This is a genomic window from Bacillus pumilus (assembly GCF_038738535.1).
Classification (GTDB): Bacteria; Bacillota; Bacilli; order Bacillales; family Bacillaceae; genus Bacillus.
Genome location: NZ_CP046128.1, coordinates 3,463,062 through 3,487,966 on the forward strand (window position 1 = coordinate 3,463,062; position 24,905 = coordinate 3,487,966).

The following is a 24,905-nucleotide window of genomic DNA, read 5'->3' on the forward strand; positions in this document are numbered from 1 at the left end:
TGTGGAGGGCTTCTTTTCTCTCTATATGAGTAAAAAATTTTACTTAATAAATTTAATGAAATATGTTTACTTTTTTTACTTAAGTTGATATTCTCACATTAAGAAAGCGTTTTCTTATTATCTGTGAAAATAGAACGAGAGGGGATTACCAATGAAAAAGGGAAAATGGGCGACATTATTAGCAGTCGTTGGTACTGCTGTGCTTCTGCTTTCAGCTTGCGGACCGGGAGATGACAATTCAAGCGGTACACAGCCGGCATCTACAGGTACAAAGACCTTGCTAGTGTGGGAGGATGTCAAAAAGTCTGATGGGCTTCAAGACGCTGTAAAAGAATTCGAAAAACAAAATGATGTGAAAATCAAAGTGGTCGAAAAAGCTTATGCCGACCAAGTTGAAGCTCTCCGTCTAGATGGTGCAGCCGGGACAGGTCCAGACGTCATCACGATGCCTCACGATCAAATTGGATCAGCTGTCACTGAGGGGCTATTACAGGAAATCAAGCCAGATCAAAAAGTGATTGACTCCTTCACAGACGAATCGATTCAATCACAAACGGTAAACGGCAAGCTGTATGGCCTTCCTAAATCCGTTGAAACGACGGTGCTTTTCTATAACAAAGATCTTGTCAAAAAGGCACCAACGACACTTGATGGCTGGTATGATCTTTCGAAAAAACTGACAAAAGACGGGAAATACGGTTTTGTTGCAAAATGGGATGAAATTTACTATGCACAAAGTGTGTTAGGCGGATCAGGGGGCTATATTTTCAAGCAGAAAAGCGACGGCTCTTATGATGTCAATGATATTGGTCTGAACAACGATGGCGCCAACCAAGGCGGAGAATACATTCAAAAATTCTTTAGCGAAGGGCTTTTCCCGAAAGGCATCATTGGTGAACAAGGAATCAATGTCCTCAACTCCTTATTCACAGAGAAAAAGGCGGCAGCTGTCATTTCTGGTCCATGGTCATTTGGTCCATACAAAGAGGCGGGTATTGACTATGGCGTGGCCCAGCTGCCAACACTCCCTAACGGAAAACATATGAGCTCATTCTTAGGTGTAAAGAGCTACAACGTCTCCTCTTATTCTAAAAATAAAGAACTTGCTGAGAAATTTGTTGAGTTTATCACGAACGAAAAAAATTCGAAGAAGCGCTTTGAATTGACAGAGGAAATTCCACCAGTGAAAAAACTGATGAAAGATCCAATCATTACGGAAAACGCTAATGCGGATGCTGTTTCAAAACAAACGAAATATGCCACGCTGACACCGAACAATCCTGAAATGGCAGAGGTGTGGAAGTCGATTGACAGCGCATTAGGGCTGATTGCAACTGGGCGTACAGATGTGAAAAAGGCATTTGATGATGCGGTCAATCAAATCGACTCTCAAATTAAAGCAAATCACTCCAAATAACCATCAAATGCGGGTAGTCTATCAAGCTGCCCGTAGTTGATCTAATTTCATATGAAGTAGGTGTTAGACGTGACGGGTAACCTTGAACTAGACCGCACACACACAGTGGAATCAAAGACACACCGGAGACGGGCGCTAATGTTCTCCTTTATACCCGGGATGGGGCAGATATACAACAAACAGTACGGCAAAGGGGCACTCTTTTTCCTGTTCGGCGTCTCTTTTTTGATTGTATTTTATGATTTATTCAATATTGGCTTCTGGGGGCTGTTCACACTTGGGACGATGCTGCCTCGTGACAACTCTGTTTTTCTTTTAGCCAAAGGGATTATTGCGCTGTTAACAGCTGGTTTTGGTATCGGCTTTTATGTACTCATGATGCGTGATGCTTTTATGAACGGAAAGAAACGGGATCAAGGGGTTCCGCTTCATTCCATCCGTGCTCAATATCATCAGCTCATCGATCAAGGCTTCCCTTACTTAATGAGCACTCCTGCTTTCTTTTTACTTCTATTTTCTGTTGTCTTTCCTATTATGTTCAGCTTTGCGCTAGCCTTTACGAACTACGATTTATACCACTCGCCTCCTGCCAACCTGATCGACTGGGTAGGAATCAAGAACTTTCAAAATATCTTTTCCATTGATATTTGGAGAGACACCTTCATTGATGTACTTGGCTGGACCGTCGTATGGACTTTGGCTGCGTCGACCCTTCAATGTGCCATCGGCATCTTTTTAGCGGTTCTGCTCAATCAGAAGGATTTAAAGGGAAAACGGTTTTTTAGAACCATTTTGATTCTCCCTTGGGCTGTTCCGGGCTTTGTGACCATTTTGGTGTTTGCTGGACTGTTCAATGATACCTTTGGTGCCATTAACAATACACTTTTTGCATCGATAGGGATTGATCCAAAACCATGGCTGACAGATCCATTTTGGAGCAAAATTGCCCTCATTGCGATGCAGACTTGGCTTGGATTTCCTTTTGTTTTCATTATGACAACAGGCGTTTTGCAGGCGATTCCCGAGGATTTATATGAGGCTGCGACCATCGATGGAGCCGATTTTTTTCAGAAATTCCGGTCCATCACGTTACCGCTTGTTCTCTATTCCATTGCACCCATCCTTATCACACAATATACGTTTAACTTTAACAACTTTAATATTATCTACTTATTTAATGGCGGGGGACCGCCTGTTGCGGGGTCAACCGCTGGAGGAACGGACATCTTGGTTTCTTGGATTTATAAACTTACGATGCAGTCCTCTCAATATGCACTCGCTGCGGCTGTCACGATTTTACTTTCAATCTTTGTCATCGCCATTGCACTCTGGCAGTTTAAGAGAACGAATTCATTCAAAGAGGAGGACATGATGTGATATGGGATCAAAACAAAACAAGCTCATTCGCCTGAGCATTACTTATTTTATCCTTTTCATTGCCTCCATTTGTATTCTATATCCACTGCTTTGGACAATCGGTGCTTCCTTTAATCCTGGAAACAGCCTCATGAGTACAAGTATGTTTCCGATGAATCCAACGTTCAGCCACTTTACCGAGCTCTTTTTCGGTCAGGGGGCACTTTATGCAAAATGGTATTGGAATTCAATGAAGATCAGTATTGCGACTATGCTCTTAACGTTAATTCTTGTCAGTTTTACAGGCTATGCCTTTTCCAGATTCCGTTTCAAAGGACGGAAAAATGGGCTGATGCTCTTTTTGCTGCTGCAAATGATTCCGCAATTTTCAGCGCTGATTGCGATTTTTGTTTTGGCTCAAATGCTTGGACTGATTAACAGCCACCTTGCACTGATTTTGATTTATGTAGGCGGGCAAATTCCGATGAATACGTATTTAATGAAAGGCTATCTTGATGCGATTCCGAAGGATCTCGATGAATCAGCCAGAATGGACGGCGCAGGGCATTTCCGGATTTTCATCCAGATTATCATGCCGCTTGCTAAGCCGATTTTGGCGGTTGTCGCCATCAACTCTTTTACAGGACCACTGGGTGATTTCATCATCTCCAGTGTCATTGTCCGCTCACCCGAAATGTATACGCTCCCGATCGGTCTGTACAATCTTGTGTCAGACAAAATGGGGGCCAGCTACACGACCTTTGCAGCCGGGGCTTTACTCATTGCGATTCCAGTCGCTTTATTGTTTCTTGTTTTACAAAAACAATTTGTATCCGGCCTCACACAAGGCGGGACAAAAGGATAAGGGGAGATATTTGATGAAAAAGTGGATGCTCGTCACGGTTGTCGTTTTCTTTTTTATGGGGTTAGGTATTTTGCCTGAAGCAAAAGCCGATACGATTTCTGTTCAGCCGATCAATGGACTGCAAGGTGATTTCATCAAAGGAGCCGATATCTCTATGCTTGCAGAAGTAGAGAGAAGCGGCGGCAGATACTTCGACCAGAACGGAAAACAGGTGGACCCGCTCAAGCTATTAAAGGAAAAAGGCGTCAACTATGTGCGCATTAGACTGTGGAACCATCCATACGACAACCAAGGCCGTGCCTATAACGGCGGGACAAATGATTTAAACACAGCCATCGCTCTATCGAAACGTGCAAAAGCACAAAATATGAAAGTGCTGCTTGATTTTCACTACAGTGATTTCTGGACTGATCCTGGTAAACAGTTCAAACCGAAAGCTTGGGCATCTCTTTCACAAAGCGATTTAGAAAAAGCGGTCGGCACTTACACAGGGGATGTACTCAAAGCGATGAGAGCACAAAATGCCCTTCCTAACATGGTTCAGGTTGGGAATGAACTGAACTCAGGCATGCTGTGGCCAAATGGAAAGAGCTGGGGTGAAGGCGGCGGGGAATTTGACCGGCTCGCCGCTTTGCTAAAGGCTGGCACAAATGCTGTCCGCTCTGTCGATTCTAACATCAAAATCATGCTTCACCTTGCACACGGAGGGGACAATGGTGCGTCCCACTGGTGGTTTGATGAAATCACAAAACGAGGCATCTCATTCGATACGATCGGTCTATCTTATTACCCGTATTGGGACGGTGGATTTAATGGTCTGACGTCTAATATGAATGATATTAGTGCCCGCTATCACAAAGACGTGATTGTTGTGGAAACCGCCTATGGGTTTACGACAGCAAATGGCGACAACCTAGAGAATTCATTTAATCAAGACTCTGTCAAAACAGCCGGCTACCCGGCTTCACCTCAAGGTCAGGCATCTTTTATACGAGATCTATCAGAGAAAATTTCACAAGTAAAAAACAATTGCGGAAAAGGGTTCTTTTATTGGGAGCCGCTTTGGATTCCAGCGAAAGGCGCTCCGTGGTCTAGTCAATACGGGCTGGCTTATATCCAAACAACCGGTACAGTCGGAAATGCTTGGGAAAATCAAGCGATGTTTGATTTCAACGGAAAAGCACTGCCTTCTCTTGATGTATTTAAACAAATGACACCGTAATTAAAAGGATAGGACGTGACAAAATGGGAAAGCGTTACCCACTCGTTCACCCAAATGTGAAAGGCTTTTTGCATGGTGGCGATTATAATCCAGATCAATGGCTCCATATGCCGGAGATCATTGACGAAGATTTTCGATTAATGAAGCTTGCACACTGTCAAACATTCTCCATCAACATTTTCGCATGGAGTAAGCTAGAGCCAAAAGAAGGGCAGTATGATTTTGCATGGCTGGATGACATCATGGACCGCTTGGCAGCTCAGGGGGCTCACGCCATTCTCGCAACGCCAAGCGGGGCAAGACCTGCTTGGCTGTCACAAGCATATCCAGAGGTATTGCGCGTCGAAGCGAACCGTCAGCGTAATTTACATGGACTGCGCCATAATCATTGCTTCACCTCACCGGTTTATCGAGAAAAAACGAATACACTCAACCGGCTGCTGGCTGAACGCTACAAGGATCATCCAGCACTGATTATGTGGCACATTTCGAATGAGTACGGCGGCGAATGTCATTGTGATCTTTGCCAGGAAGCATTTCGGGACTATTTGAAAGACAAATACAATCATGACCTTGAAGTTTTGAATCAAGCATGGTGGACGGGTTTTTGGAGCCACACGTATAGTGACTGGTCACAAATCGAATCACCTACACCGCACGGGGAGCACATGATTCACGGGATGAACCTAGACTGGAAACGCTTTGTCACAGCGCAAACGATCAATTTTTATCAAAATGAAATTGAACCGCTGCGGGAATTGACGCCTCATATCCCAGTGACCACCAACTTTATGGGCGACTACCCGCATATGCGCCCATTCCTTGGGCTGGATTATCATCAATTTGCAAAAGAGGTCGACGTGATTTCATGGGATAGCTATCCAGCATGGCATAGCGGCAGGGAAACAACCTCCGAATTAGCGTCAAACGTCGCCTTCGTTCACGATTTATATCGTTCATTAAAGGACGGTCAGCCATTTCTCGTTATGGAGAGTACACCGAGCCTTGTGAACTGGCATGAAGTGAATAAGGTCAAACACAAAGGAATGGCACACCTTTCTGCCATACAGGCGATTGCCCACGGATCAGACTCCGTGCTTTACTTCCAGTGGCGCCAAGGCCGAGGTGCCTCCGAGAAATTCCATGGCGCCGTAGTCGATCATTCCGGGCACGAACATACGCGCGTGTTTCAAGAAGTCGCTGATCTAGGGAAACAATTGGAGCAGCTGCAGCCCATTGCGGGCACGTCCGTACAACCAGAAGTCGCCATCATATACGATTGGGAAAACCACTGGGCCATTGATGATGCACAAGGCTTAAATAATACAAACAAACGCTATGTAGAGGCTTGTCAAACTCACTATCGAAGCTTTTGGAAAAAAGGCATCCCTGTTGACATTGTCGGCATGGAAAAGGATTTCTCATCCTATCGTGTGCTGGTTGCTCCAATGCTCTACATGATCAAACCAGGCGTCGCAGAAAAAATCGAAGCCTTTGTCAAAAAGGGCGGTATTTTTATCGCGACATATTGGAGCGGCATGGTCGACGAAAATGACCTATGTTTCCTCGGTGGTTTCCCCGGCCCTCTCCGTCATGTACTTGGCATATGGGCTGAGGAAATCAACACATTGATGCCAGATGAACATGTGTTAATAACCACAGGGAATGGACGCACCTACCATGTCGGGCAATATTGCGAATCCATTCATCCTGAAACGGCCTCTGTGTTAGGGCATTTTGAGAATGGCTGCTACGAAGGACAGCCAGCCCTTACTGTCCATCCTTTTGGAGATGGAAAAGCATACTATATGGCTTCCGAAAATGAGCAGATTTTTTATGATGAGTTCTACGAGGATCTCATCGCAGGAATGGGTATACAGCCCGTCCTATCATCTGTGATTCCAGAGGGAGTTAGTGTACAAAAACGAACAGATGGCACGCAAGACTATGTATTTATGATGAATTTTACAGAAGAGCAGCAGAACATATCACTAGATTCAGCGGAAAGCTATGAAAATATGCTGTCTGAAGAGCAGGTGCCAGACCAGCTTCAGCTTGACCCTTACGAGTACGTCATCTTGAAAAAATAATTTGAAAGAAGCGTTCATTCATTGGACGCTTCTTTTATTTTAACGATTCCAAATACCTATATAAATATATTTGCTTGTAGAAATGCCCTTGAATCGTTATATTTTATCTAAATTTTTTGACATGTTTGATACCGCGCCGTGAATGGATTCACCATCCTTTTTTACCATTGTATAGGTATGAAAGCGGTTGCCTAATACTCATATTTTTGATACCCTTTTTTTCAATGCAGATATGGGACTGCATTGTCATAAAAAGAGCAAGAAAATGTAAACGGTTTATTGTAGGGGGAGGGACTTATGTTAACGTTTGTTGGATTATTGATTATTTTAACGATTGTTGTATTGCTGATTTGGGGGAAAGCAAGTCCAATTGTTGCCATGGTCATGGTGCCTTTAATCGGGGCATTCATCGCAGGATTTGGAATCAATGACATTCAATCTTTCTTTGAAGAGGGGATTATCAAAGTACTGCCAGTGGCGACCATGTTCATCTTCGCCATTTTATTTTTTGGTATTTTACAAGATACAGGGTTCTTTGAACCTGTAATAAAAACACTGATTAAACTGACAAAGGGAAATGTTGTCACGGTTGCGATGGGAACAGCTCTAATAGGAGTCATCGCTCATTTAGACGGAGCAGGAGCGACTACATTTTTATTAACTGTACCTGCACTGCTTCCACTTTATAAAAAATTACATATGAGTCCGTACTTATTGCTGTTATTGATCGGGACAAGTGCCGGCTTAACGAATATGGTGCCGTGGGCTGGCCCCACAGGACGGGCAGCGAGTGTCCTTAATATGGACCCATCTGAACTTTGGGTGCCGCTCATTCCCATTCAGCTCATTGGGGTCGTTCTCGTATTAGGAATGGCATTTATTTTAGGAAAAAGAGAAGAAAAACGCATTCGGGTCAAAATCGCCGCAAATGAAATCGCTGCTGTTCAATTAGAAGGCGCAGATTGGGACCGGGCTATTCAATCCATTAGCGAGACAGGTGATGCCGCTTTAAAACGTTATCACTTGATTTGGGTGAATTTCATTCTGTTTGTAGCCGTTGTTGTCCTTCTTGTGCTCAACGTGATTCCGGCTAGTTATATGTTTATGATTGGTCTTTCTCTCGCACTATTAATTAACTATCCGAAAGTGGATGTACAAATGGAGAGAATCAAGGCGCATGCACCTAGTGCACTCATGATGGCTGCCGTTATTTTCTCCGCAGGTTCATTTTTAGGAATTCTCGAAGGAACGGGCATGCTAAAAGCTATTGCTGTGGACAGCATTCAGATTCTACCTGCTTTCCTGCTTCCATTTTTACATATCATTGTTGGGATGTTTGGGGTACCGCTGGATATGCTGACAAGCACAGACGCCTATTATTATGCTCTACTTCCAATTGTCGAATCGATTACATCTGAGGTTGGCGTGTCGGGCACTTCCGCTGCGTATGCCATGATGATTGGAAACATCATCGGAACCTTTGTCAGTCCACTCGCTCCAGCCGTTTGGCTTGCGATAGGTCTTGCGGGAGTCGATATGGGGAAACACATCCGCTACTCCTTCTTTTGGATGTGGGGATTCAGTATTATCCTTTTGTTCGTTGCGATGCTGATCGGTATCATTTAAAAAAAGAAAGACATGCGTACAACGACGCATGTCTTTTTCTTTGTATTTATGAAGGATATTCACTCGTGTGAATGTCTGTTTTCGGCTTTCTAATAAGAGACATCAATCCAATGATAAACAATAGAACCATTGGAGCAAATGCAAGGCCGACTGTTCCAATCAAAAGAGTCACAGCAGACACCAAGAAAAGAATACCTGAAAGCACGGCACGGCGGTCTGTTTTCAAGAAAATCACACCGACAATCGATAGCACAGCCGCAATTGCGGAAACGACCATGAACTGAGTACCAAATGCATTAACCGAAGCCTGAAGCGTTTCAATCGGCAATGTTTCTCCTTCCTCTTGCAACACTTCATTGATTTGATCATAAAATGATGGACCTAAGGAGAGAATTAATGCTCCAAATCCAACACCAATGGCATTGAGGACAATACTAATAATCCCCATAATTTTTTCACCTTTCCGTCTAATCATGTGTAAACCTCCTAAAAAGTTAAATTAACTGCCTGTTTTCACTTCTCGCTTTTGGAAGACAATTAAGGCAATCGCCAAGAAAATAGCCCAATAGATGACTAGGACTGTTAATGAGAATCCTAGAGACATACCTTCGATAAGAGTAACCTCTTCCATAAAATATTGAGATGGATCATTTGCAAATAACAAATATTTTGCCCAATCAAAGAAGAGCATTAAAATACCTGTAATTGATCCACCCACAATATAAGCTAACACACTAATAGCGATGGAGATAGCTTCACTTCTAAATACTGTAGAAATGGCGAACGAAAGTGTTCCCAGTACGACAAACATTGCACAATGAGCAAGATAATAAAAGACCATATTTGCAAACTGCGAACGTTCAATCACTTCACCATTTTGATAGACCAAATTCACATAATCAGTGTTGAGGCCGAAGAAAATGGCACCCAATATAAATGACAAGATAAACAGTACCACAACAAGTAAAAGAGCATATAGCTGCACCGTAATATATTTAGATATTAGGATCTTTAGCCTTGATGGTGGGCGAATCAATAATAATTTAATTGTACCATGCTTGTATTCAGCCGAGACAATGGTGGAAGCAATAATGATCACAAACACACCTACAAGCTGAAGTAAATTGGCGTTTGTTTTCACATAATCCCATACACTGTCACTAAACTGATTAGCTGGCGGTAAGTTATGCTTGATTCGATAATCATTAATAGCGATCTCTTTTTCAAGGCTTCTTTTAAAGAAACCATTTTCTGTTTCTTTGAGTTCCTTCTTGTTCTCAGTATTCATCATTTCTAGTTGGTCTTTCCAAGCTCCGGATGATTGATCTTCGTCATTTGTTTTAAGTGCAAAGATCAGTGTGGCAATCATACCTAAAACAAGAAGTCCAACCATAATCCAAGTTCCAACACGATAACTGATCTTCATCCACTCGTTTTGAATGAGGCGAATCATACGTCTGCCTCCTTTTTACCTGTTAAGCTTAAGAACTTATCTTCTAAGGTTTGTTTTTCTATTTTGATTTCGTACAAATGAATGGACGCGTCACTCAAATGACGAATCAATTCCGGCATCTTCTCTTCTGGCAAGGAGAAGAATAAATACTGCTCCTCTTCTCTTACAGTCGTGCCTTCCTCAAATACACCAATGAGCTTCTGCGCTTCTTCCAGCTCACCGGATGCGACCTTCATTCGATAATTGACCAGTTCGTCTTGATTCGTCTCTGTACGCTGATCCTCAATCGCAATCAGCTTTCCTTTTTGGATAATCGCAAAACGATCACACATCAATTCCATTTCTGACATGAGGTGACTTGAAACAATAACAGCCAGCCCTTCTTCCTTTGCCAGCCTTCTCAAGTAATCTCGTATCATGCGAATTCCCTCTGGATCAAGTCCATTGGTCGGCTCATCTAATATCAGCAGTTTCGGTCTATGTATAAGAGCCTGCGCAATGCCTAAACGCTGCTTCATTCCTAATGAAAACGTACGGACACGCTTATGTTTCACGTGCTGTAAGCTGACCAGCTCTAGCAGCTCATCAATTCGCCCTTCATCCACTTTCCCATTCATTCTGGCAAAGTGAACAAGATTTTGTCTGGCTGTTAAGTGATTATACATTTCTGGGTTTTCAATAATGGCACCAACATCTTGGATGGCATGCTGATATGAGGATTGAATACTATGACCATTAATCAGAATGTCGCCAGATGTAATTGGAGAAAGACCGACCATCATGCGAATGGTTGTTGTTTTCCCTGCGCCGTTTGGTCCTAAGAAGCCAAAGACTTCGCCCGCTTGGACAGAAAAGCTCAAGTCTTGAACGATCTTTTTCCCGTGAATATGCCTAGATACATTATGCAGTTCTAAAACGTTCGTCACGTTACCTCTCCTTCTTTGTCTAAGTATTATCTATCATCTATTTCCTGATAAACACCATGATCCGTTAAAAATAGAAGAACACTTCCATATGGTACAGCAATGCCCAAAAGTTGTGAAGGGGATTAGGCAAAATTTAGCGAATCATCTGCCTTTTTTAAGGTAGGGTTAAGAAAACAGCAATTTTTTATGTGAAAAGAGGCTTGATTTTTTTAAAAATGAACCTTTTTCAACAGGTATATATGTATGGAATTCTGTTTAAGATTATTCCTTTCACCTATAAATAAAGAAATAAAAAGAGGCCTCTTACTGACAGCCTCCTTTCGTTATTATACCTTTTTCACAAACTCTGATTTTAACTTCATTGCGCCAAAGCTAGGAATTTTACAATCAATGTTATGATCGCCTTCCACTAAACGAATGCCTTTGACCTTCGTCCCTATTTTTAAAACGGAAGAAGAACCTTTTACTTTTAAATCTTTGATGACAGAGACCGTGTCCCCGTCACTTAACAGATTTCCATTTGCATCTTTGACAACAAGCTGCTCCTCTGCCGCTTCTTCTTGTTCTAGCGACCATTCATGCGCACATTCAGGACAAACCAGCAGACTGCCATCCTCATAAGTATACGTTGAACTGCATGTAGGACAATTCGGTAGATTAGACATTTGTGTTTCCTCCAACTTTCTATTTTATTTCATACAATTTTACCACATTTCTATAGAAAGGATTGTGATAGAAAAGGAAACATTTTTCAACGTTTACTTATTTCTTCCAATTGATATAGCAGCCGCAATATTCCGAGCGGTTCTCTCTACATGAAGAGCCCCATCTCTCATCGCCTCAGAAAGAGAAGTTACACCTGGAACGATACTAAAAAGTGCATCAATTCCATGCTCATGTACAACTGCACTGTCTTTTGAGAGGGAGCCCGCAATACCAATCACAGGCAGGTTATACTGCTTTGCTGCTTTGGCTACACCAATTGGCGTTTTTCCATAAATGGTCTGCTGGTCAATCCGGCCTTCCCCAGTAATGACAAGGTCTGCCTCCTTGATGACATCATCAAAATGAACTGCCTTCAGCACAATATCAATTCCTCTTTGCAAATCGGCATGTAAAAAGCCTAATAAACTCGCACCAAGTCCTCCTGCCGCTCCTGCCCCTGCTGCACCTTCAAAAAATACATTGAACTGTTTTTCTGCTACTTGTGCAAAATGAGCTAAGTTTTTATCTAACACTTGAACCGTTTCTTTATCAGCACCCTTTTGAGGACCAAATACAGCAGATGCTCCTCTTTCACCCGTTAAAGGATTGTCCACATCACAAGCTGCCTCCAGCCGAACGGATTGCAGTCTTGGGTCAAGTCCAGATAGATCAATAGAAGCTAATTGATGAAGGGCTCCACCGCCTGGCGACAGATCCTGTCCTGCATTATCAAGAAAAGCCGCACCTAATCCTTGCATCATCCCAACGCCGCCATCATTTGTTGCACTTCCGCCAAGCCCAATGATGACATGCTTCGCTCCTTGATCCAGTGCCGCAAGCATTAATTCCCCTGTTCCTCTCGATGTCGTGAATAAGGGATTGCGTTTTTCTTGCGGAACAAGGTGTAACCCAGAGGCTGCGGCCATCTCTATGACGGCAGTCTGACCGTCCCCTAACATGCCAAAAAAGGCATCAACAGGCTCCCCAAGCGGACCTGTGACCACTTGATTGACAATGTGCCCGCCCGTCGCATCAACTAGCGATTGAACGGTCCCCTCTCCTCCATCTGCCATTGGAAGTTTGATATATTCAGCGTTTGGCAAAATCGCATGAAATCCTCGTTCAATGGCACATGCTGTCTCATATGCAGATAAACTTTCTTTAAATGAATCTGGTGCAATCACAATTTTCATCCTAAAGCCCCTCGTTTCTTATCAAATGTCATCAGCCAAACAACTGGAAAACGCCGAATATAATGGTCGATACAACGGTTAATGTCAAACCAATTAACGATTCAAAAGGCATGAGTTTCAACCGCTCTTTGATGTCCATTTGAACACTGCCTGCTGTGGCATGGAAAAAGCTCCCGTGCGGCATATGATCTAGCACTGTTGCCCCAGCATGAATCATGGCTGCTCCTGAAAGAGCAGATACGCCAAGGCCAATTAATGTACCGCTAAATACGCCACTCGCTACCGCCGTTCCTGCTGTTGTCGAAGCGGTGGCGGCTGACATAAATATCCCTGAAGCTGGTGCAAGTAAATACGGAGGTAATCCCGATGCATCGAGTGCTTGAATAAACACATCTTTTAAGGAAGAATTCGATACAATTCCTGCTAGTGTGCCTGTCCCTAATAACATAATCGCTACACCCGACATTTTATGAAGCCCCGACATCGCATAATCATTGAGAAACTTCCCTTTTTTCATGAAAAGAGCGCCTACAATGCCTCCGATCGGTAAGGCGATCATTGGGTCTATATTGATTTGAAAAAGCGGTCTTAAAGCCAACAATAAAATGGTGACAAGCGGACCCGCAAGTGCTTGAAAAAAAGCTGGCACTTGAACTTTGCTTTGCGCAGTTTCCTCTTCAAGAACAGGTGTCCCTTTTTTTGCAAGCTTTTTGGCTAACACATATGTAACAGCCAATCCAAACACAGCCGGGATGACACCCGCAGCCATCATTGAAGTAAGCGGTACACCAAAAGCATCAGAAGCGGCAATGGCATTCGGATTCGGTGACATGATATTCCCTGCCTTCCCGCCTCCAATCATGGCAAGTAGAATCCCCGTTTTCGACAGCTTTGCCCGTTTGGCAATGGCAAGTGCAATGGGTGCTACCGTGATAACAGCTACATCTACAAAAACGCCCACTGTTGTTAAAATCATGGTTGCCAGTGCGAGTGCTAATAACGCCCTCGCCTCTCCAAGCTTTTTCACGATAGCCTCGGCGATAGTTAAAGCTGCACCCGACTCAATCAAAACGCCAGCCAGCACACCTGCCGCCATAATTCTGAGGACAGCCGGAATCATATCCTTAGCGCCTTCCATCATGACGTTGACGGTCTGAACAATATCTACACCGCCTACCAAGCCGCCTATGAAGGCACCTGCCAGCATGCCATATGCAGGTGATACTTTTTTTAGAATAAGAACAATCGCTATCACAAGCGCCGTCACGGCTCCCAGTGTACTTACTGTCACATCTCCACTCATCCTCGATCTCCCCCAAAATGTCTTTCTCCAATTGTAAGCGTTTACTAGTGGGGATCGGGTTGTGAATCTAGATGAATTTTTTTAATTTATCCCTTCATTCCATTGTGCATATGCACAATCAAGATAGTTGACTCATCAACTGCGCCATATAAAGCTCCATCAACTGTTTCACATGACGGGGATTTTTTCCGGTCAATGCTTGAATTTTATCTAAACGATATCGCAAAGTATTCCGGTGAATAAATAAACGATCAACAATTCTTTGTAAATCACCGCCCTCTTCAATGTAAATCCTTAAAGTTTGGGCGAGCTCCGCTTCCTGTGTTAATGGCTTGTAAAAGTCAGTCCATCTAATCTCCTCTTCAACAGCTCCTGCAGTGAGGAATAGCCTTTCCAACTGATAAGATTTAAAAAAATAAATACTTTCCTCCGGATGAAGAGCCTTCCCCAACCGCAAGGAATCTCTTGCGTGCTCAAAGGACAATGGCAGTCGGCTTATGTCGTCGGCGACAGTCCCTATCCCCACCAGCACCTGACCTCCTACTGCTTTTTCCATTGTTCTTTGCAGCTGCCCTGCCACATGCTTTAAACGATGATCAGGGATTGGCTGCCTTAAAAGAACCAATTCATGACGAAAGGTCATGCCAAGCAAATCATCCGCATTCTTATCGTATTGAATCGCATGCATCATTTTATGCACAGCGTCTTCCGAGGATGGAACTGGCTGAAAAACGATGACCATTCGGCGCTTATCTAAATCCATTCCCAGCCATGCAGCTCGGTTCTTTAGCTGATGATCACCAACGTCCGAATCAGAAATTAACTGATTGACAATTTCACTCTCTATTCTTTGCCGCCACTGAATTCGTTCAAGCAGAAAAGACTGCTCTAACACAAGCTCAGCTGCCATTTTCACCAGCTCGGCATGATGCCGAATGTCCTCTGGCTCACCAGTAATTCCAATCACACCAACTACTTGTTCACGAAAGCAAATAGGCAAATTGATTCCAGGTCTCACTCCTTCTAAGCGTAAGGACGCCTCATGGTCAATTTCCATACTGTTTCCGCTTGTCAGCACAAGTCGTGCACCATCATGTTTCTGACCAATCCTGTTTCGTTCACCAGAACCAATTATGACACCATCCGCATTCATCACATTGATGTTTTTATCTAAAATACGCATCGTACGTTCAACCATTTCTTGTGCCAATTCAGTGGTTAAAAATTGCATGAGGCATCTCTCCTGAAAGTGTTTTCATTCAATGTATCATAGTGTCATTGCACAATAAATGCAATATGTTTAAAAATGAGGCATTGACAAAGGTACATTGAAAAGTGTTTAATCAAATCAAGAGACCGACCGATAGTCTAGTCAAAAGAAAGGATGGCTTTATGAGAACCGTTAAACATCCTGAAGAACGTAAAAATGACATCTTAAATGCAGCAGAAGAGCTTTTTTCTACCAAAGGCTATCAGCAAACAACGATTATCAACATTCTGAGAGCTGTTGGCATTGCAAAAGGCACTTTTTATTATTACTTTTCATCCAAAGAAGAAGTGATGGATGCCATTATTGACAGGATCATCAAAGCAGATATCATCGTGGCAAAGCGTATTGCGGCTGAGCCAGACCTTCCAGTCGTCGACAAACTATTTCGTATCATCATGGCACAATCGCCTCAGCAAGGAAGCAATAAACAGGGGATGATTGAACAATTCCATCAGCCTTCTAATGCGGAGATGCACCAAAAAAGCTTAATCAAAGCGATTAAAGAACTATCACCCGTATTGGCAGACGTCATTCAGCAAGGGGTGGAAGAAGGAACATTCAAAACAAAGTTCCCGCAAGAAACGGTTGAATTCCTTCTTGCTTCTGCACAGGTCATATTTGATGAGGGCCTTTTTCAATGGACAGCCGAAGAAAGTATACGACGCGCTTTAGCTTTTATCGATATCCTCGAATCCTCATTACATGCAGAAAAGGGAAGCTTCTGCTTTCTTCTAAAGCGATTAACTGGAGAGCTGGATGAAAAGAATCAGTGATTGGTCACTTCAATACCAATCCTGCATTCGTTATAGACTGACGGTCGGTCTAAAAGGAGAGTGATACTCATGTCTTTGTTATCCAAAAGAGGTTCATCCCACTTTATGTACCTCGTTCTCGGACAAATTATTTCCGTTTTTGGTTCTTCCTTAATTCGGTTTGTTCTATCTTTACACGTGCTGGATATGACCCAGCGTGTTGACTTATATGCCTTACTATTCGCTTTATCCAATGTCCCACTCCTTCTTTCTCCCTTAGCAGGCGCAATCGCTGACCGGTTTAACAGAAGGAACTTGATGATTTTATTTGATGTTCTCACCGGCATCATGATTCTGGCTTTTTATTTTTGGTTATTCTCAGGAAATGATTCACTCTATATGATCGGAGCAGTCATGGTGCTTCTTGGTGTGATGAGTACGTTCTATGCTCCTGCTGTGATGTCCAGCATTCCACAGTTAGTAAAACAGGAACAATTAGAACAAGCAAACGGAATCGTCAATGGCGTGCAGGCACTTTCAGGTGTTCTCGCTCCTATTATCGGCGGGGTTCTGTACGGACTGATTGGAAGTCAATCCATCATAGGTGCCAGCGCCATCGTGTTTTTTCTATCAGCATGCATGCTTTTACGGTTAAACATATCCTTCTCACCTAGCCCGCTAACGGAAACTATGGGCAAAGTGCTCGTAAAAGATATGAAACAAGGATTTTCCTATATTGGCAGTCAGCCATTTTTAAAAAGAGCCATGCTGCTTGCTGCAATGTTAAATTTCATCCTCACGCCATTTTTTATCGTGGGTGGTCCAATCATTTTAAGGGTCACAATGAAAAGCAGTGACATCATGTATGGAATAGGCATGGGCTTGATTGAGTTCGCTGTGATCGCAGGGGCTCTGCTAGTTGGACTTGTAGCAAAGCATTGGCAGATACCTATTTTATATCGCTGGCTGATCGTCATCGCGATCATCTTGCTACCTGTCGCATTCTCAACATCCAACACAGCTCTTCAATTTGGCACTTATCCAGCTTATTTTCTCTTTCTAGCAGGATGTCTTCCAATTGCTATGCTGCTTACAATGATCTCAATCGTTGTGATTTCACATGTTCAAAAGAAAACGCCAAATAGTCAATTAGGAAAAGTGATGGCAAACCTGACAATGGTTTCTCAATGTGCTGCCCCGCTTGGTCAAATGATGTATGGATTCTTGTTCAATACGTTTTCAGCCAACATGTATGTGACGGTGCTAATAGTCAGCACTTTCATGTTTGCCCTTGCCTACTTAACAAAAAATATGCTTCAACATGAAGGAGAATCAGCCTCATGAGACTGACGTTTATAAAGAAAGACTTAACCCGCCACCGTCTCATTTCCATCGGTTTAACCATTTGTATTATGTTGACATCATTTCTCGCAACAAACGCCGCTCAAATGACAGTACAGCTGAATGGTTCCATTTCTAATCTGCTCCATTCAGCCAAGGCACCAGATTTTGTCCAAATGCATGACGGCAGCCTAAATGAAAAAGACATTGAAGCATTTTCAAACAAGCAGTCCATGGTAAAAGCACATCAAATCGTCCCAATGATTCCAATTGAACATGCAAACATCAAGTTCGGACATGAACCCGCCAAAGCAGGTGTGATGGATCATTTATTTGTGAAACAAAATCGTCATTTTGATTTTCTTTTAAATGAACAAAATGAAAAGCTCACTGTCAATAAAGGTGAAGTGGCTGTCCCTATCTATTTTCAACAAAAGTATCATCTCAAGATAGGAGAAACGTTACTGATTGGGAAAGGGTCTAATCAATTCTCTTTCCGCATCAAAGCGTTCTTGCGAGATGCACAAATGAACCCCAGTCTTGTTAGTTCGAAAAGATTCCTTCTTCATCACAAGGATTGGGACGCAATGAATCAAGTGTTTCATAAAAAGGAATATTTAATTGAATTTTTACTGCATGATGCCGCTCAGGCAGATGCCTTTCAAGCAATCTACCAGTCATCACAGCTTCCACAGCAAGGTCCAGCTGTCACATTACCTTTGCTCCGTATGCTGAATGCATTGACAGATGGAATGGTGATTGCCATTCTCCTGCTTATTTGCATGCTGCTCATTGGTATAGCCCTTCTCTCTCTCCATCTTGCTATGACAGCTTCTATAGAAGAGGATGAACGTGAAATTGGAATACTGAAGGTGCTTGGGATTCCTTTAACAAGAATCAAGCAATTATACGTTGGAAAGTATGCCGTGCTTGCTTGTGTAGGGTGTATAGCAGGTTATGGGTTAACGCTTTTATTTGGTGATTTGTTTACGACCAATATTCAGCGCTACATGGGGAATCAGCCTTCTTTTACTTCTTGGTTCATCCCGCTTTGTGTTTCTATAGTGATAGCAATGATCGTCATTTCTTGCAGCTATGCTGTCCTAAGAAAGTTTGGTCGAGTATCAGCTGCTCAAGCACTTCAAGGCAGCGTCATTTCAACGAATGATAAAAAACAAATACCCTTGCATCTCAAGAAAAACAGGTTCATATCAGTCAATATTTGGCTTGGTTTAAAAGATCTGTTATCACGAAAGAAGTTGTACACAACGATTACTTGTATTATGGCCCTTTGTACATTTTTGATGCTGCTGCCTATTCAGCTATGGTACACCTTACAATCGCCGGATTTCATCACATATCTTGGCTCTGGTCAAAGTGACCTTCGAATTGATATACGACAAGGAAATCATCTAAAGGAAAATACTAATAAAATAGAATCAATGATTCGTGATGATCGAGACATTCAAGCATCAGCCATATATGAAACAACTTCTCTTCAGGCAAAATCAAAGGAGAATTCATTAGAAACACTCTATTTAGAAGCAGGTAATCTCTCAGCATTTCCTCTCACCTATTTACAAGGGAGACAGCCTTTAAAGAAGAAAGAAATTGCCTTATCAGTGCTCAGCTCAGATTCACTCCAAAAAAAGGTTGGAGAAAAAATTACTCTCGTAACAAACGGGCAGGAAATTCAAAAAACTGTGACTGGCATTTATCAGGATGTCACTAACGGCGGGAAAACAGCAAAAGCAATATCACAGCCATTTCCTCAAACAGCTCTTTGGAAAACCATTCAAATCCAACTAAACCAAGGAGTAGAAATTGCGGAGAAAAAGACAGTATTTGAAAAAGAGATATCTCCTGCAAAAGTAACAGATATGAAAGAATACGTTCATCAAACAATCGGCAGCACAGCATCTTTAGTAAAAGTCGTTGCATTTTTGTCTACATTAGCTGCTTTTGGAACCGCCAGTTTGATGTTATTCATGTTTCTGCACATGTTAAAAGCAAAAGATTCAAGCCGAAACCATTTATTACGAACGATTGGATTTTCTAAAAAAGATGTAACAGTACAATATATCACAAGTTTTATCGTCGTTATCTCTTTGGGCACCTTTATTGGTACGATCGCTGCCCATACGATTGGACCAGCTTTGATGAGTGTAGGTGGAGCATCCTTAGGGGCATCAAGCCTGCAGTGGCTGGCACCACAATGGGTGTCAGTTGTGTACCCAATCACACTATTGATTGTCAGCTTAGCTTTAACTGCTTCGTTATTGAAGTCGTTATTTACTAGTCAAACTACACGTCATACACTTTCATAAGGAGATGTTTCACATGGAACACTTGATTGAAACAAAGCGATTGTCTTTGCAAATTGATTCTTTAAAAGGACAGAAACAAATCATTCTTAAAGATATTCATTTATCGATAAATCCTGGGGAATTTGTGACCATTATGGGACCTTCCGGATGCGGGAAAACCTCCTTGCTTTATCAGCTTAGCGGGATAGAATCAGCCTCAACAGGAGAGATCAAATATAAAGGCAGTTTATTATCAGAAATGACAGATAAACAGTTAACTGCTCTGCGTTTAACAGATATGGGATTTGTCTTTCAACACAGCCACTTACTAAAAAATCTTAATCTATTTGATAACATCATTGTTGCAGCTTACTTAACAAAGAAAAAGCCAAGAAAAGAAGTGAATGAGCGAGCTAGATATTTAATGGCGAAACTTGATATTGATCATTTAGCAGATAGATATTTGTCAGAAGTATCAGGAGGTCAGCTTCAAAGAGTCTCTATCTGTCGAGCGCTTATGAATGAACCAGACATTCTTTTTGCTGATGAACCAACAGGTGCTCTTAACTCCAATGCAACGAAGGAAGTGATGAATATATTTTCGAAAATCCATTCTGAAGGAGCGACACTACTGCTCGTCACACATGACCCAAAGGTTGCTCTTCGTTCTGAAAGAATCATGTTTATGAATGACGGAGAAATAACAGCCAGCTTACATTTAGGGAGATATGATGGCTCAACTGCCGAGAATCGAGAATTTAGATTAAATCAATGGCTGCAAAATTTAGGTTTTTAATTGGAGTAAAAACAGGCAGAAAGCTGCCTGTTCTATTTTTTCTGGCACTCAAACGAATAATCCATCGAAAAACGAGTTGTTTCTAATATGATTTTGCCGCCTACTTGTTGACAAGATTCTGTCAGCAACTCTATTTCTTTGCTATAAAAGTATCTCTTTGACATATACAGAGTCACTAAAACGAGTAACAGCGTCGTCATGATCACTGTGATTTGCCAGTTTAAGATTTGAAATCTTTTTTTCATATCAACGTCCTTTCTAATAGACTAGTGTTTGTGATTGGCATTTATTTTTGTCTGCTTCTATCAGTTTCTATTCCAAATTTGATCTAGCATCATCATAACTGATTTTCTTTAATAGATCGACCTTCCAACCGACCCGTCGTTTACCTAAAATCACTTTATTTGTAATATACCAGTGATATTTTCGAACATAATCATAAAACCCAATGTATATATCCCTTTTTTAGACGACTAAAAAAAGATTTTAATCATTTGTAAAAACATTCAATCACCATTACAATTTCGTACATCACATGACCTTAGGTCCTTTTTATTACCTCTTGGCAATCACCTCGCAGAAATGATTATATTCTTCCAAAAATTGTGATATCGTTTTTTAGTGAAACAGGTGAAAGGATCTTAAAGAGGTGAAATTTCATGGCTATCATTTCTGCTGAACAGGTGGGGAACCGTTTAAATGATTGGCGAATTGCGATTCGCAAGCATGATGTACACAGTGCTAACGCAATGTACACAGAATTAAAGCAATTACTTCAAGAAATGGAAGAGAATCAGGAGGTCTTGACTTATTATTCATTGCTAGAAGGCAAGTATAAACTCATGTTATATGAACGGAGAGGTAAAAAACTGAATGAACAGACAGAGCTAGATTGCCCCTCTAAAACAAACGATTTAATTGAATACTATTTTTACCTATACAAAGCCCTTTACGCTTCATATAACAGGGACTATGCATCAGCCATTGGACTGTTTAAAATTGCCGAGAAAAAACTGCAAAACATTCCGGATGAAATAGAAGTAGCAGAATTTCATACGAAAATCGCAAACTTATATATGCTACTTCGTCAAAGCCTAATTTCTCTTCACTATATTCAGAATGCTATAGATATTTTCAAAAGTCATGAAGGATATGAAAGAAGACTAGCGACAGCCTTTGTCATCGCCGCTGCTAATTATATGGACATTGGCGACTTCATAAGAGCAGAAAACTACTACAAAAAAGCAATACACATCGCTGACAGTCTAAATGATCATTTTCTAACTTCACAGCTTTTTCATAATATCAGTATTCTGTATGCCGAAGCTGGAGAATCGAAAAAATGTATCGATGCCCTAGAAAAGGCTCTAAGTGATGAAAACTACCTCTCATCGTGCTATTTCCATCACTCCATGTTTATGTTAATCAAAGAGCTGCTCTCTATTGATGAAAGAACACAAGCTCTCTATTACTTCGAATTGGTCAACCAAAAACATGAATCAGAGAAATGCCCCATCTATACAGCAAAAATGAATTTGCTTTACCATCTATATTTTACTGAAGATATGGCTCAAAAAGCTCAAGCCTGTTTCGATGAAATCAGCATTCTAAAAGAATTAAAGGATGCTGAAGGTGCCTGTGAATTAAGTGCTCTAGCTGCAAAACACTTTGAGGAATTGGGTGACATTCATCAAGCCTATCTCTTTTTAAAGGAAGCCTATCACGGGAACCATCCTATACTTGACTGGAGGAATTCTAATGAAAAAAATGAGTTTATTGATCATCGCTTTAACCATCGTTGTTTTCGGACAAACAGCGTCTTTCAATTCGTTAAATGAGACGAATGCTGGTACAACAGAACGACCTATCGGAACTTAATATAAAAATTAGTCATAGCAAAGAACCACTTGCCTGATCACAAGGCAAGTGGTCCCACCATTATTTTAATTGCTGATAAGATATGAGGCGGTGTATATGTACCGCAAGATAAGTAAGCTCATCATTAGGAATGACGATACTATGCACCTGTTTAATATAATCTTTGATTTTAAAAGCAACATCCATCGCTTGAGGATACAAGTGTGCAATTTGTTCAAACAACTCATTTTCTTGATCTGAGAGTAATTTATTTGCATAAAATCTTTCTACAAAGAACTTCACATGTGTAATGAACCGACTGTAATGAATATTCTCTTGGTCCATCTTCATATTCAATGTATAGCGCACAAGATTGACAATACTCCCGATCATTTTGGCATATTTCATGCCATCTTTCGAATCAGATTCTTCACCTAATGCATTAATTAAGTGAAAGGCGATATTGGCGGCTTCTTCTTTTGGTAATTGTATGCCCAATGTATCATTGACTAACTCAAGTGCGTACTTCCCTACTTCAAATTCTTCAGTATAGTAATTTTTGATTTCCCAGTACACGCGATTCGTAATATTAATATTCTTTTTATGTCGTTCGACAGCAAAATTCAAATGATCCATTAAGGTAAAATAAACACCTGAATTTAGATTTGAATTTAACCGTTTTTCTGCATATTGGACGATGTGCTGAGTTAAATCGATAAACTCTTGAGGCATTGAATCTAACAGTTGAAGAAATTCTTTTGCTCTCATGTTATCGACTGACATAAAGACTTGGTCCGCTTTTTTCTCTTCTATCATTTGACCCGGTTTCTGTCCATAGCCAATCCCTCGGCCAAACAAAACCATCTCCTGTTGGTTCTGATCTTCAGCCAGGACCACACTCGAGTTTAAAACTTTTTTGATTTTAAACATCGTCATCACCTGTTTTCATGATTGTGGTGTTCAATCAAGCGATTCACCATTTGTCTCAATGACTTTTTGGTACCAATAAAATGAGTCTTTTCGAGATCGTTTTAAGGTTCCGTTGCCATCATCATCTTGATCTACGTGAATGAAGCCATAGCGTTTTGACATTTGTGATGTACCTGCACTAATAATATCAATTGAGCCCCAGCTCGTATATCCAAAGAGATCGACGCCTTCTTCAATCGCTTCTCTCATCTGACGGAAATGCTCTTTAAAATAGTTAATACGATAGTCGTCATGGATAGAGCCATCACTTTCAACTACATCCTTTGCACCCATTCCGTTCTCGACAATGATAAGAGGTTTTTGATAGCGATCATACAATTCGATTAAAGAAATTTTCAGACCAACCGGATCAATTTGCCAGCCCCAGTCAGTTGAAGGAAGATAAGGGTTTTTGACTCCACGAATCGTATTCCCTTCTGTCTGTTCTAATCCTTCTTGGGCTGATTCAGTTAAAGACATATAGTAGCTAAATGAGATAAAATCTACTGTGTTTTCTTTTAGAATGGTTAGATCATCTGCTTCCATATGAATATGAATATTTTTTCTCTCAAGCATACGTGTAATCAGTGGCGGATATTCGCCAAACACCTGAACATCTGCATAGAAGTAGTTTTCTAAGTTTTGTTTCAAGGCTTGTTCCACATCATTCGGATGACATGTATGCGGATACGTTGTCAATTTTGTCAGCATACACCCAACCTCGCTGCCTGGGATAATACGATGGCAATCTGCTGTTACAAGAGCAGATGCGACAAATTGATGATGAAGCGCTTGATACACCGTCTCTTCTACTTTTCCTTCTGGGCAACGATCAGGAATAATTCCTGCAGTAATGAATGAGTGGCGGTGTATACTATCAATTTCATTAAAAGTGAGCCAATATTTCACATCATGTTGATAACGTTCGAAACAAACATTGGCGAACTTCACAAAGAGATCGACCACTTTTCTTTCAACCCAGCCGTTATATTTCACACTAAGGGCTAAAGGCATTTCATAATGAGAGAGTGTCACAATCGGTTCTATGTTGAGTTTTTTCATTTCGGCAAATACACGATCATAAAATTGCAGCCCTTTTTCATTCGGTTCAGCTTCTTCTCCAGTAGGAAAGATCCGGCTCCATGCAATAGAAATGCGAAGTGTTTTAAAGCCCATTTCAGCAAATAGAGCCAAATCCTCTTTATAGTGATGATAGAAATCAACACCTCTGCGTTTTGGGTACTTTTTATCGTCTGGATCCTTTATTGCACGATCTATATTTTCAGAAGTAACAGCAAGATGTCCTTCATAATCTTCTACACTTAAATTGGAACGATACATTGCAATATCTGCAACTGATGGTCCCTTTCCATCTATATTCCAGGCGCCTTCTGCCTGGTTGGCGGCAATGGCGCCGCCCCATAAAAATCCTTTTGGAAAACCTTTAATTGTTGTCAT

At 41.6% G+C, this 24,905-nt stretch carries 20 protein-coding genes; 11 read left to right on the forward strand and 9 right to left on the reverse strand.

Annotated features, from left to right (window positions below):
* Window positions 1-151: 151 nt before the first annotated feature.
* From GKC25_RS17700 to GKC25_RS17725, 6 genes are all read left to right on the forward strand, one after another.
* Window positions 152-1,417, forward strand: a complete 1,266-nt coding sequence (locus GKC25_RS17700; protein WP_342689864.1) for an extracellular solute-binding protein — start codon at window positions 152-154, stop codon at window positions 1,415-1,417.
* 138 nt (window positions 1,418-1,555) lie between these two features.
* On the forward strand, window positions 1,556-2,794 hold the full coding sequence (locus GKC25_RS17705) for a sugar ABC transporter permease (protein ID WP_342689978.1): 1,239 nt from the start codon (window positions 1,556-1,558) through the stop codon (window positions 2,792-2,794).
* A gap of 1 nt (window position 2,795) precedes the next feature.
* Window positions 2,796-3,638: a sugar ABC transporter permease gene (locus GKC25_RS17710; protein ID WP_342689865.1), complete on the forward strand. Its 843-nt coding sequence runs from the start codon at window positions 2,796-2,798 to the stop codon at window positions 3,636-3,638.
* Window positions 3,639-3,651: 13 nt separating this feature from the next.
* The gene (locus GKC25_RS17715) at window positions 3,652-4,860 is read left to right on the forward strand and encodes a glycoside hydrolase family 53 protein (RefSeq protein ID WP_342689866.1); all 1,209 of its coding nucleotides are present in this window, start codon (window positions 3,652-3,654) and stop codon (window positions 4,858-4,860) included.
* 23 nt (window positions 4,861-4,883) lie between these two features.
* On the forward strand, window positions 4,884-6,950 hold the full coding sequence (locus GKC25_RS17720; RefSeq protein ID WP_342689867.1) for a beta-galactosidase: 2,067 nt from the start codon (window positions 4,884-4,886) through the stop codon (window positions 6,948-6,950).
* A gap of 297 nt (window positions 6,951-7,247) precedes the next feature.
* Entirely contained in the window at window positions 7,248-8,576 is a 1,329-nt protein-coding gene (locus tag GKC25_RS17725) for a CitMHS family transporter (RefSeq protein WP_034660528.1), read from the forward strand.
* Between the two features lie 46 nt (window positions 8,577-8,622).
* On the opposite strand, the gene GKC25_RS17730 is transcribed toward GKC25_RS17725, so the two are convergent.
* The 7 genes from GKC25_RS17730 to GKC25_RS17760 form a co-directional block, all read right to left on the reverse strand.
* Window positions 8,623-9,051, reverse strand: coding sequence for a DUF4064 domain-containing protein (locus tag GKC25_RS17730; RefSeq protein WP_034660529.1), 429 nt, complete (start codon window positions 9,049-9,051; stop codon window positions 8,623-8,625).
* Between the two features lie 24 nt (window positions 9,052-9,075).
* Window positions 9,076-10,029 carry an ABC transporter permease gene (locus GKC25_RS17735; protein WP_034660531.1) on the reverse strand — a complete coding sequence of 318 codons (954 nt, stop codon included), beginning with the start codon at window positions 10,027-10,029 and terminating at the stop codon, window positions 9,076-9,078.
* Entirely contained in the window at window positions 10,026-10,955 is a 930-nt protein-coding gene (locus GKC25_RS17740; RefSeq protein ID WP_034660532.1) for an ABC transporter ATP-binding protein, read from the reverse strand. The genes GKC25_RS17735 and GKC25_RS17740 overlap by 4 nt, the downstream gene beginning before the upstream one ends.
* A gap of 326 nt (window positions 10,956-11,281) precedes the next feature.
* Window positions 11,282-11,620, reverse strand: a complete 339-nt coding sequence (locus tag GKC25_RS17745) for a zinc ribbon domain-containing protein YjdM (RefSeq protein WP_034660533.1) — start codon at window positions 11,618-11,620, stop codon at window positions 11,282-11,284.
* A 93-nt stretch (window positions 11,621-11,713) separates the two neighbouring features.
* Window positions 11,714-12,853 (reverse strand): glycerate kinase, encoded by a 1,140-nt coding sequence (locus GKC25_RS17750; RefSeq protein ID WP_342689868.1) that lies wholly within the window; start codon window positions 12,851-12,853, stop codon window positions 11,714-11,716.
* 31 nt (window positions 12,854-12,884) lie between these two features.
* Window positions 12,885-14,156, reverse strand: a complete 1,272-nt coding sequence (locus tag GKC25_RS17755) for a GntP family permease (protein ID WP_034660535.1) — start codon at window positions 14,154-14,156, stop codon at window positions 12,885-12,887.
* A 118-nt stretch (window positions 14,157-14,274) separates the two neighbouring features.
* Window positions 14,275-15,387 carry a CdaR family transcriptional regulator gene (locus tag GKC25_RS17760; RefSeq protein WP_342689869.1) on the reverse strand — a complete coding sequence of 371 codons (1,113 nt, stop codon included), beginning with the start codon at window positions 15,385-15,387 and terminating at the stop codon, window positions 14,275-14,277.
* 161 nt (window positions 15,388-15,548) lie between these two features.
* Between GKC25_RS17760 and GKC25_RS17765 the strand changes: the two genes are divergently transcribed.
* From GKC25_RS17765 to GKC25_RS17785, 5 genes are all read left to right on the forward strand, one after another.
* A complete protein-coding gene (locus tag GKC25_RS17765; RefSeq protein WP_342689870.1) occupies window positions 15,549-16,199 on the forward strand; it encodes a TetR/AcrR family transcriptional regulator in 651 nt (216 codons plus the stop codon).
* Between the two features lie 69 nt (window positions 16,200-16,268).
* Window positions 16,269-17,522 carry an MFS transporter gene (locus GKC25_RS17770; RefSeq protein WP_034660538.1) on the forward strand — a complete coding sequence of 418 codons (1,254 nt, stop codon included), beginning with the start codon at window positions 16,269-16,271 and terminating at the stop codon, window positions 17,520-17,522.
* Complete coding sequence (locus tag GKC25_RS17775) at window positions 17,519-19,846, forward strand: ABC transporter permease (protein ID WP_342689871.1); 2,328 nt, start codon at window positions 17,519-17,521, stop codon at window positions 19,844-19,846. The genes GKC25_RS17770 and GKC25_RS17775 overlap by 4 nt, the downstream gene beginning before the upstream one ends.
* 13 nt (window positions 19,847-19,859) lie before the next feature.
* Window positions 19,860-20,621 carry an ABC transporter ATP-binding protein gene (locus GKC25_RS17780; protein ID WP_187704256.1) on the forward strand — a complete coding sequence of 254 codons (762 nt, stop codon included), beginning with the start codon at window positions 19,860-19,862 and terminating at the stop codon, window positions 20,619-20,621.
* 659 nt (window positions 20,622-21,280) lie between these two features.
* Window positions 21,281-22,459 carry a Rap family tetratricopeptide repeat protein gene (locus GKC25_RS17785; RefSeq protein ID WP_095285588.1) on the forward strand — a complete coding sequence of 393 codons (1,179 nt, stop codon included), beginning with the start codon at window positions 21,281-21,283 and terminating at the stop codon, window positions 22,457-22,459.
* A 100-nt stretch (window positions 22,460-22,559) separates the two neighbouring features.
* Here GKC25_RS17785 and GKC25_RS17790 read toward each other — a convergent pair whose 3' ends face one another.
* Both GKC25_RS17790 and GKC25_RS17795 read right to left on the reverse strand, forming a co-directional pair.
* Entirely contained in the window at window positions 22,560-23,408 is an 849-nt protein-coding gene (locus GKC25_RS17790; RefSeq protein WP_034660546.1) for a PRD domain-containing protein, read from the reverse strand.
* A 30-nt stretch (window positions 23,409-23,438) separates the two neighbouring features.
* Entirely contained in the window at window positions 23,439-24,905 is a 1,467-nt protein-coding gene (locus GKC25_RS17795) for a glycoside hydrolase family 1 protein (RefSeq protein WP_106030713.1), read from the reverse strand.

Coding starts and splice junctions, on each gene's coding strand:
- GKC25_RS17700 (WP_342689864.1), top strand. CDS start 152: ATGAAAAAGGGAAAATGGGCGACATTATTAGCAGTCGTTGGTACTGCT.
- GKC25_RS17705 (WP_342689978.1), top strand. CDS start 1,556: ATGTTCTCCTTTATACCCGGGATGGGGCAGATATACAACAAACAGTAC.
- GKC25_RS17710 (WP_342689865.1), top strand. CDS start 2,796: ATGGGATCAAAACAAAACAAGCTCATTCGCCTGAGCATTACTTATTTT.
- GKC25_RS17715 (WP_342689866.1), top strand. CDS start 3,652: ATGAAAAAGTGGATGCTCGTCACGGTTGTCGTTTTCTTTTTTATGGGG.
- GKC25_RS17720 (WP_342689867.1), top strand. CDS start 4,884: ATGGGAAAGCGTTACCCACTCGTTCACCCAAATGTGAAAGGCTTTTTG.
- GKC25_RS17725 (WP_034660528.1), top strand. CDS start 7,248: ATGTTAACGTTTGTTGGATTATTGATTATTTTAACGATTGTTGTATTG.
- GKC25_RS17730 (WP_034660529.1), bottom strand. CDS start 9,051: ATGATTAGACGGAAAGGTGAAAAAATTATGGGGATTATTAGTATTGTC.
- GKC25_RS17735 (WP_034660531.1), bottom strand. CDS start 10,029: ATGATTCGCCTCATTCAAAACGAGTGGATGAAGATCAGTTATCGTGTT.
- GKC25_RS17745 (WP_034660533.1), bottom strand. CDS start 11,620: ATGTCTAATCTACCGAATTGTCCTACATGCAGTTCAACGTATACTTAT.
- GKC25_RS17750 (WP_342689868.1), bottom strand. CDS start 12,853: ATGAAAATTGTGATTGCACCAGATTCATTTAAAGAAAGTTTATCTGCA.
- GKC25_RS17755 (WP_034660535.1), bottom strand. CDS start 14,156: ATGAGTGGAGATGTGACAGTAAGTACACTGGGAGCCGTGACGGCGCTT.
- GKC25_RS17760 (WP_342689869.1), bottom strand. CDS start 15,387: ATGCAATTTTTAACCACTGAATTGGCACAAGAAATGGTTGAACGTACG.
- GKC25_RS17765 (WP_342689870.1), top strand. CDS start 15,549: ATGAGAACCGTTAAACATCCTGAAGAACGTAAAAATGACATCTTAAAT.
- GKC25_RS17770 (WP_034660538.1), top strand. CDS start 16,269: ATGTCTTTGTTATCCAAAAGAGGTTCATCCCACTTTATGTACCTCGTT.
- GKC25_RS17775 (WP_342689871.1), top strand. CDS start 17,519: ATGAGACTGACGTTTATAAAGAAAGACTTAACCCGCCACCGTCTCATT.
- GKC25_RS17780 (WP_187704256.1), top strand. CDS start 19,860: ATGGAACACTTGATTGAAACAAAGCGATTGTCTTTGCAAATTGATTCT.
- GKC25_RS17785 (WP_095285588.1), top strand. CDS start 21,281: ATGGCTATCATTTCTGCTGAACAGGTGGGGAACCGTTTAAATGATTGG.
- GKC25_RS17790 (WP_034660546.1), bottom strand. CDS start 23,408: ATGTTTAAAATCAAAAAAGTTTTAAACTCGAGTGTGGTCCTGGCTGAA.
- GKC25_RS17795 (WP_106030713.1), bottom strand. CDS start 24,905: ATGACAACAATTAAAGGTTTTCCAAAAGGATTTTTATGGGGCGGCGCC.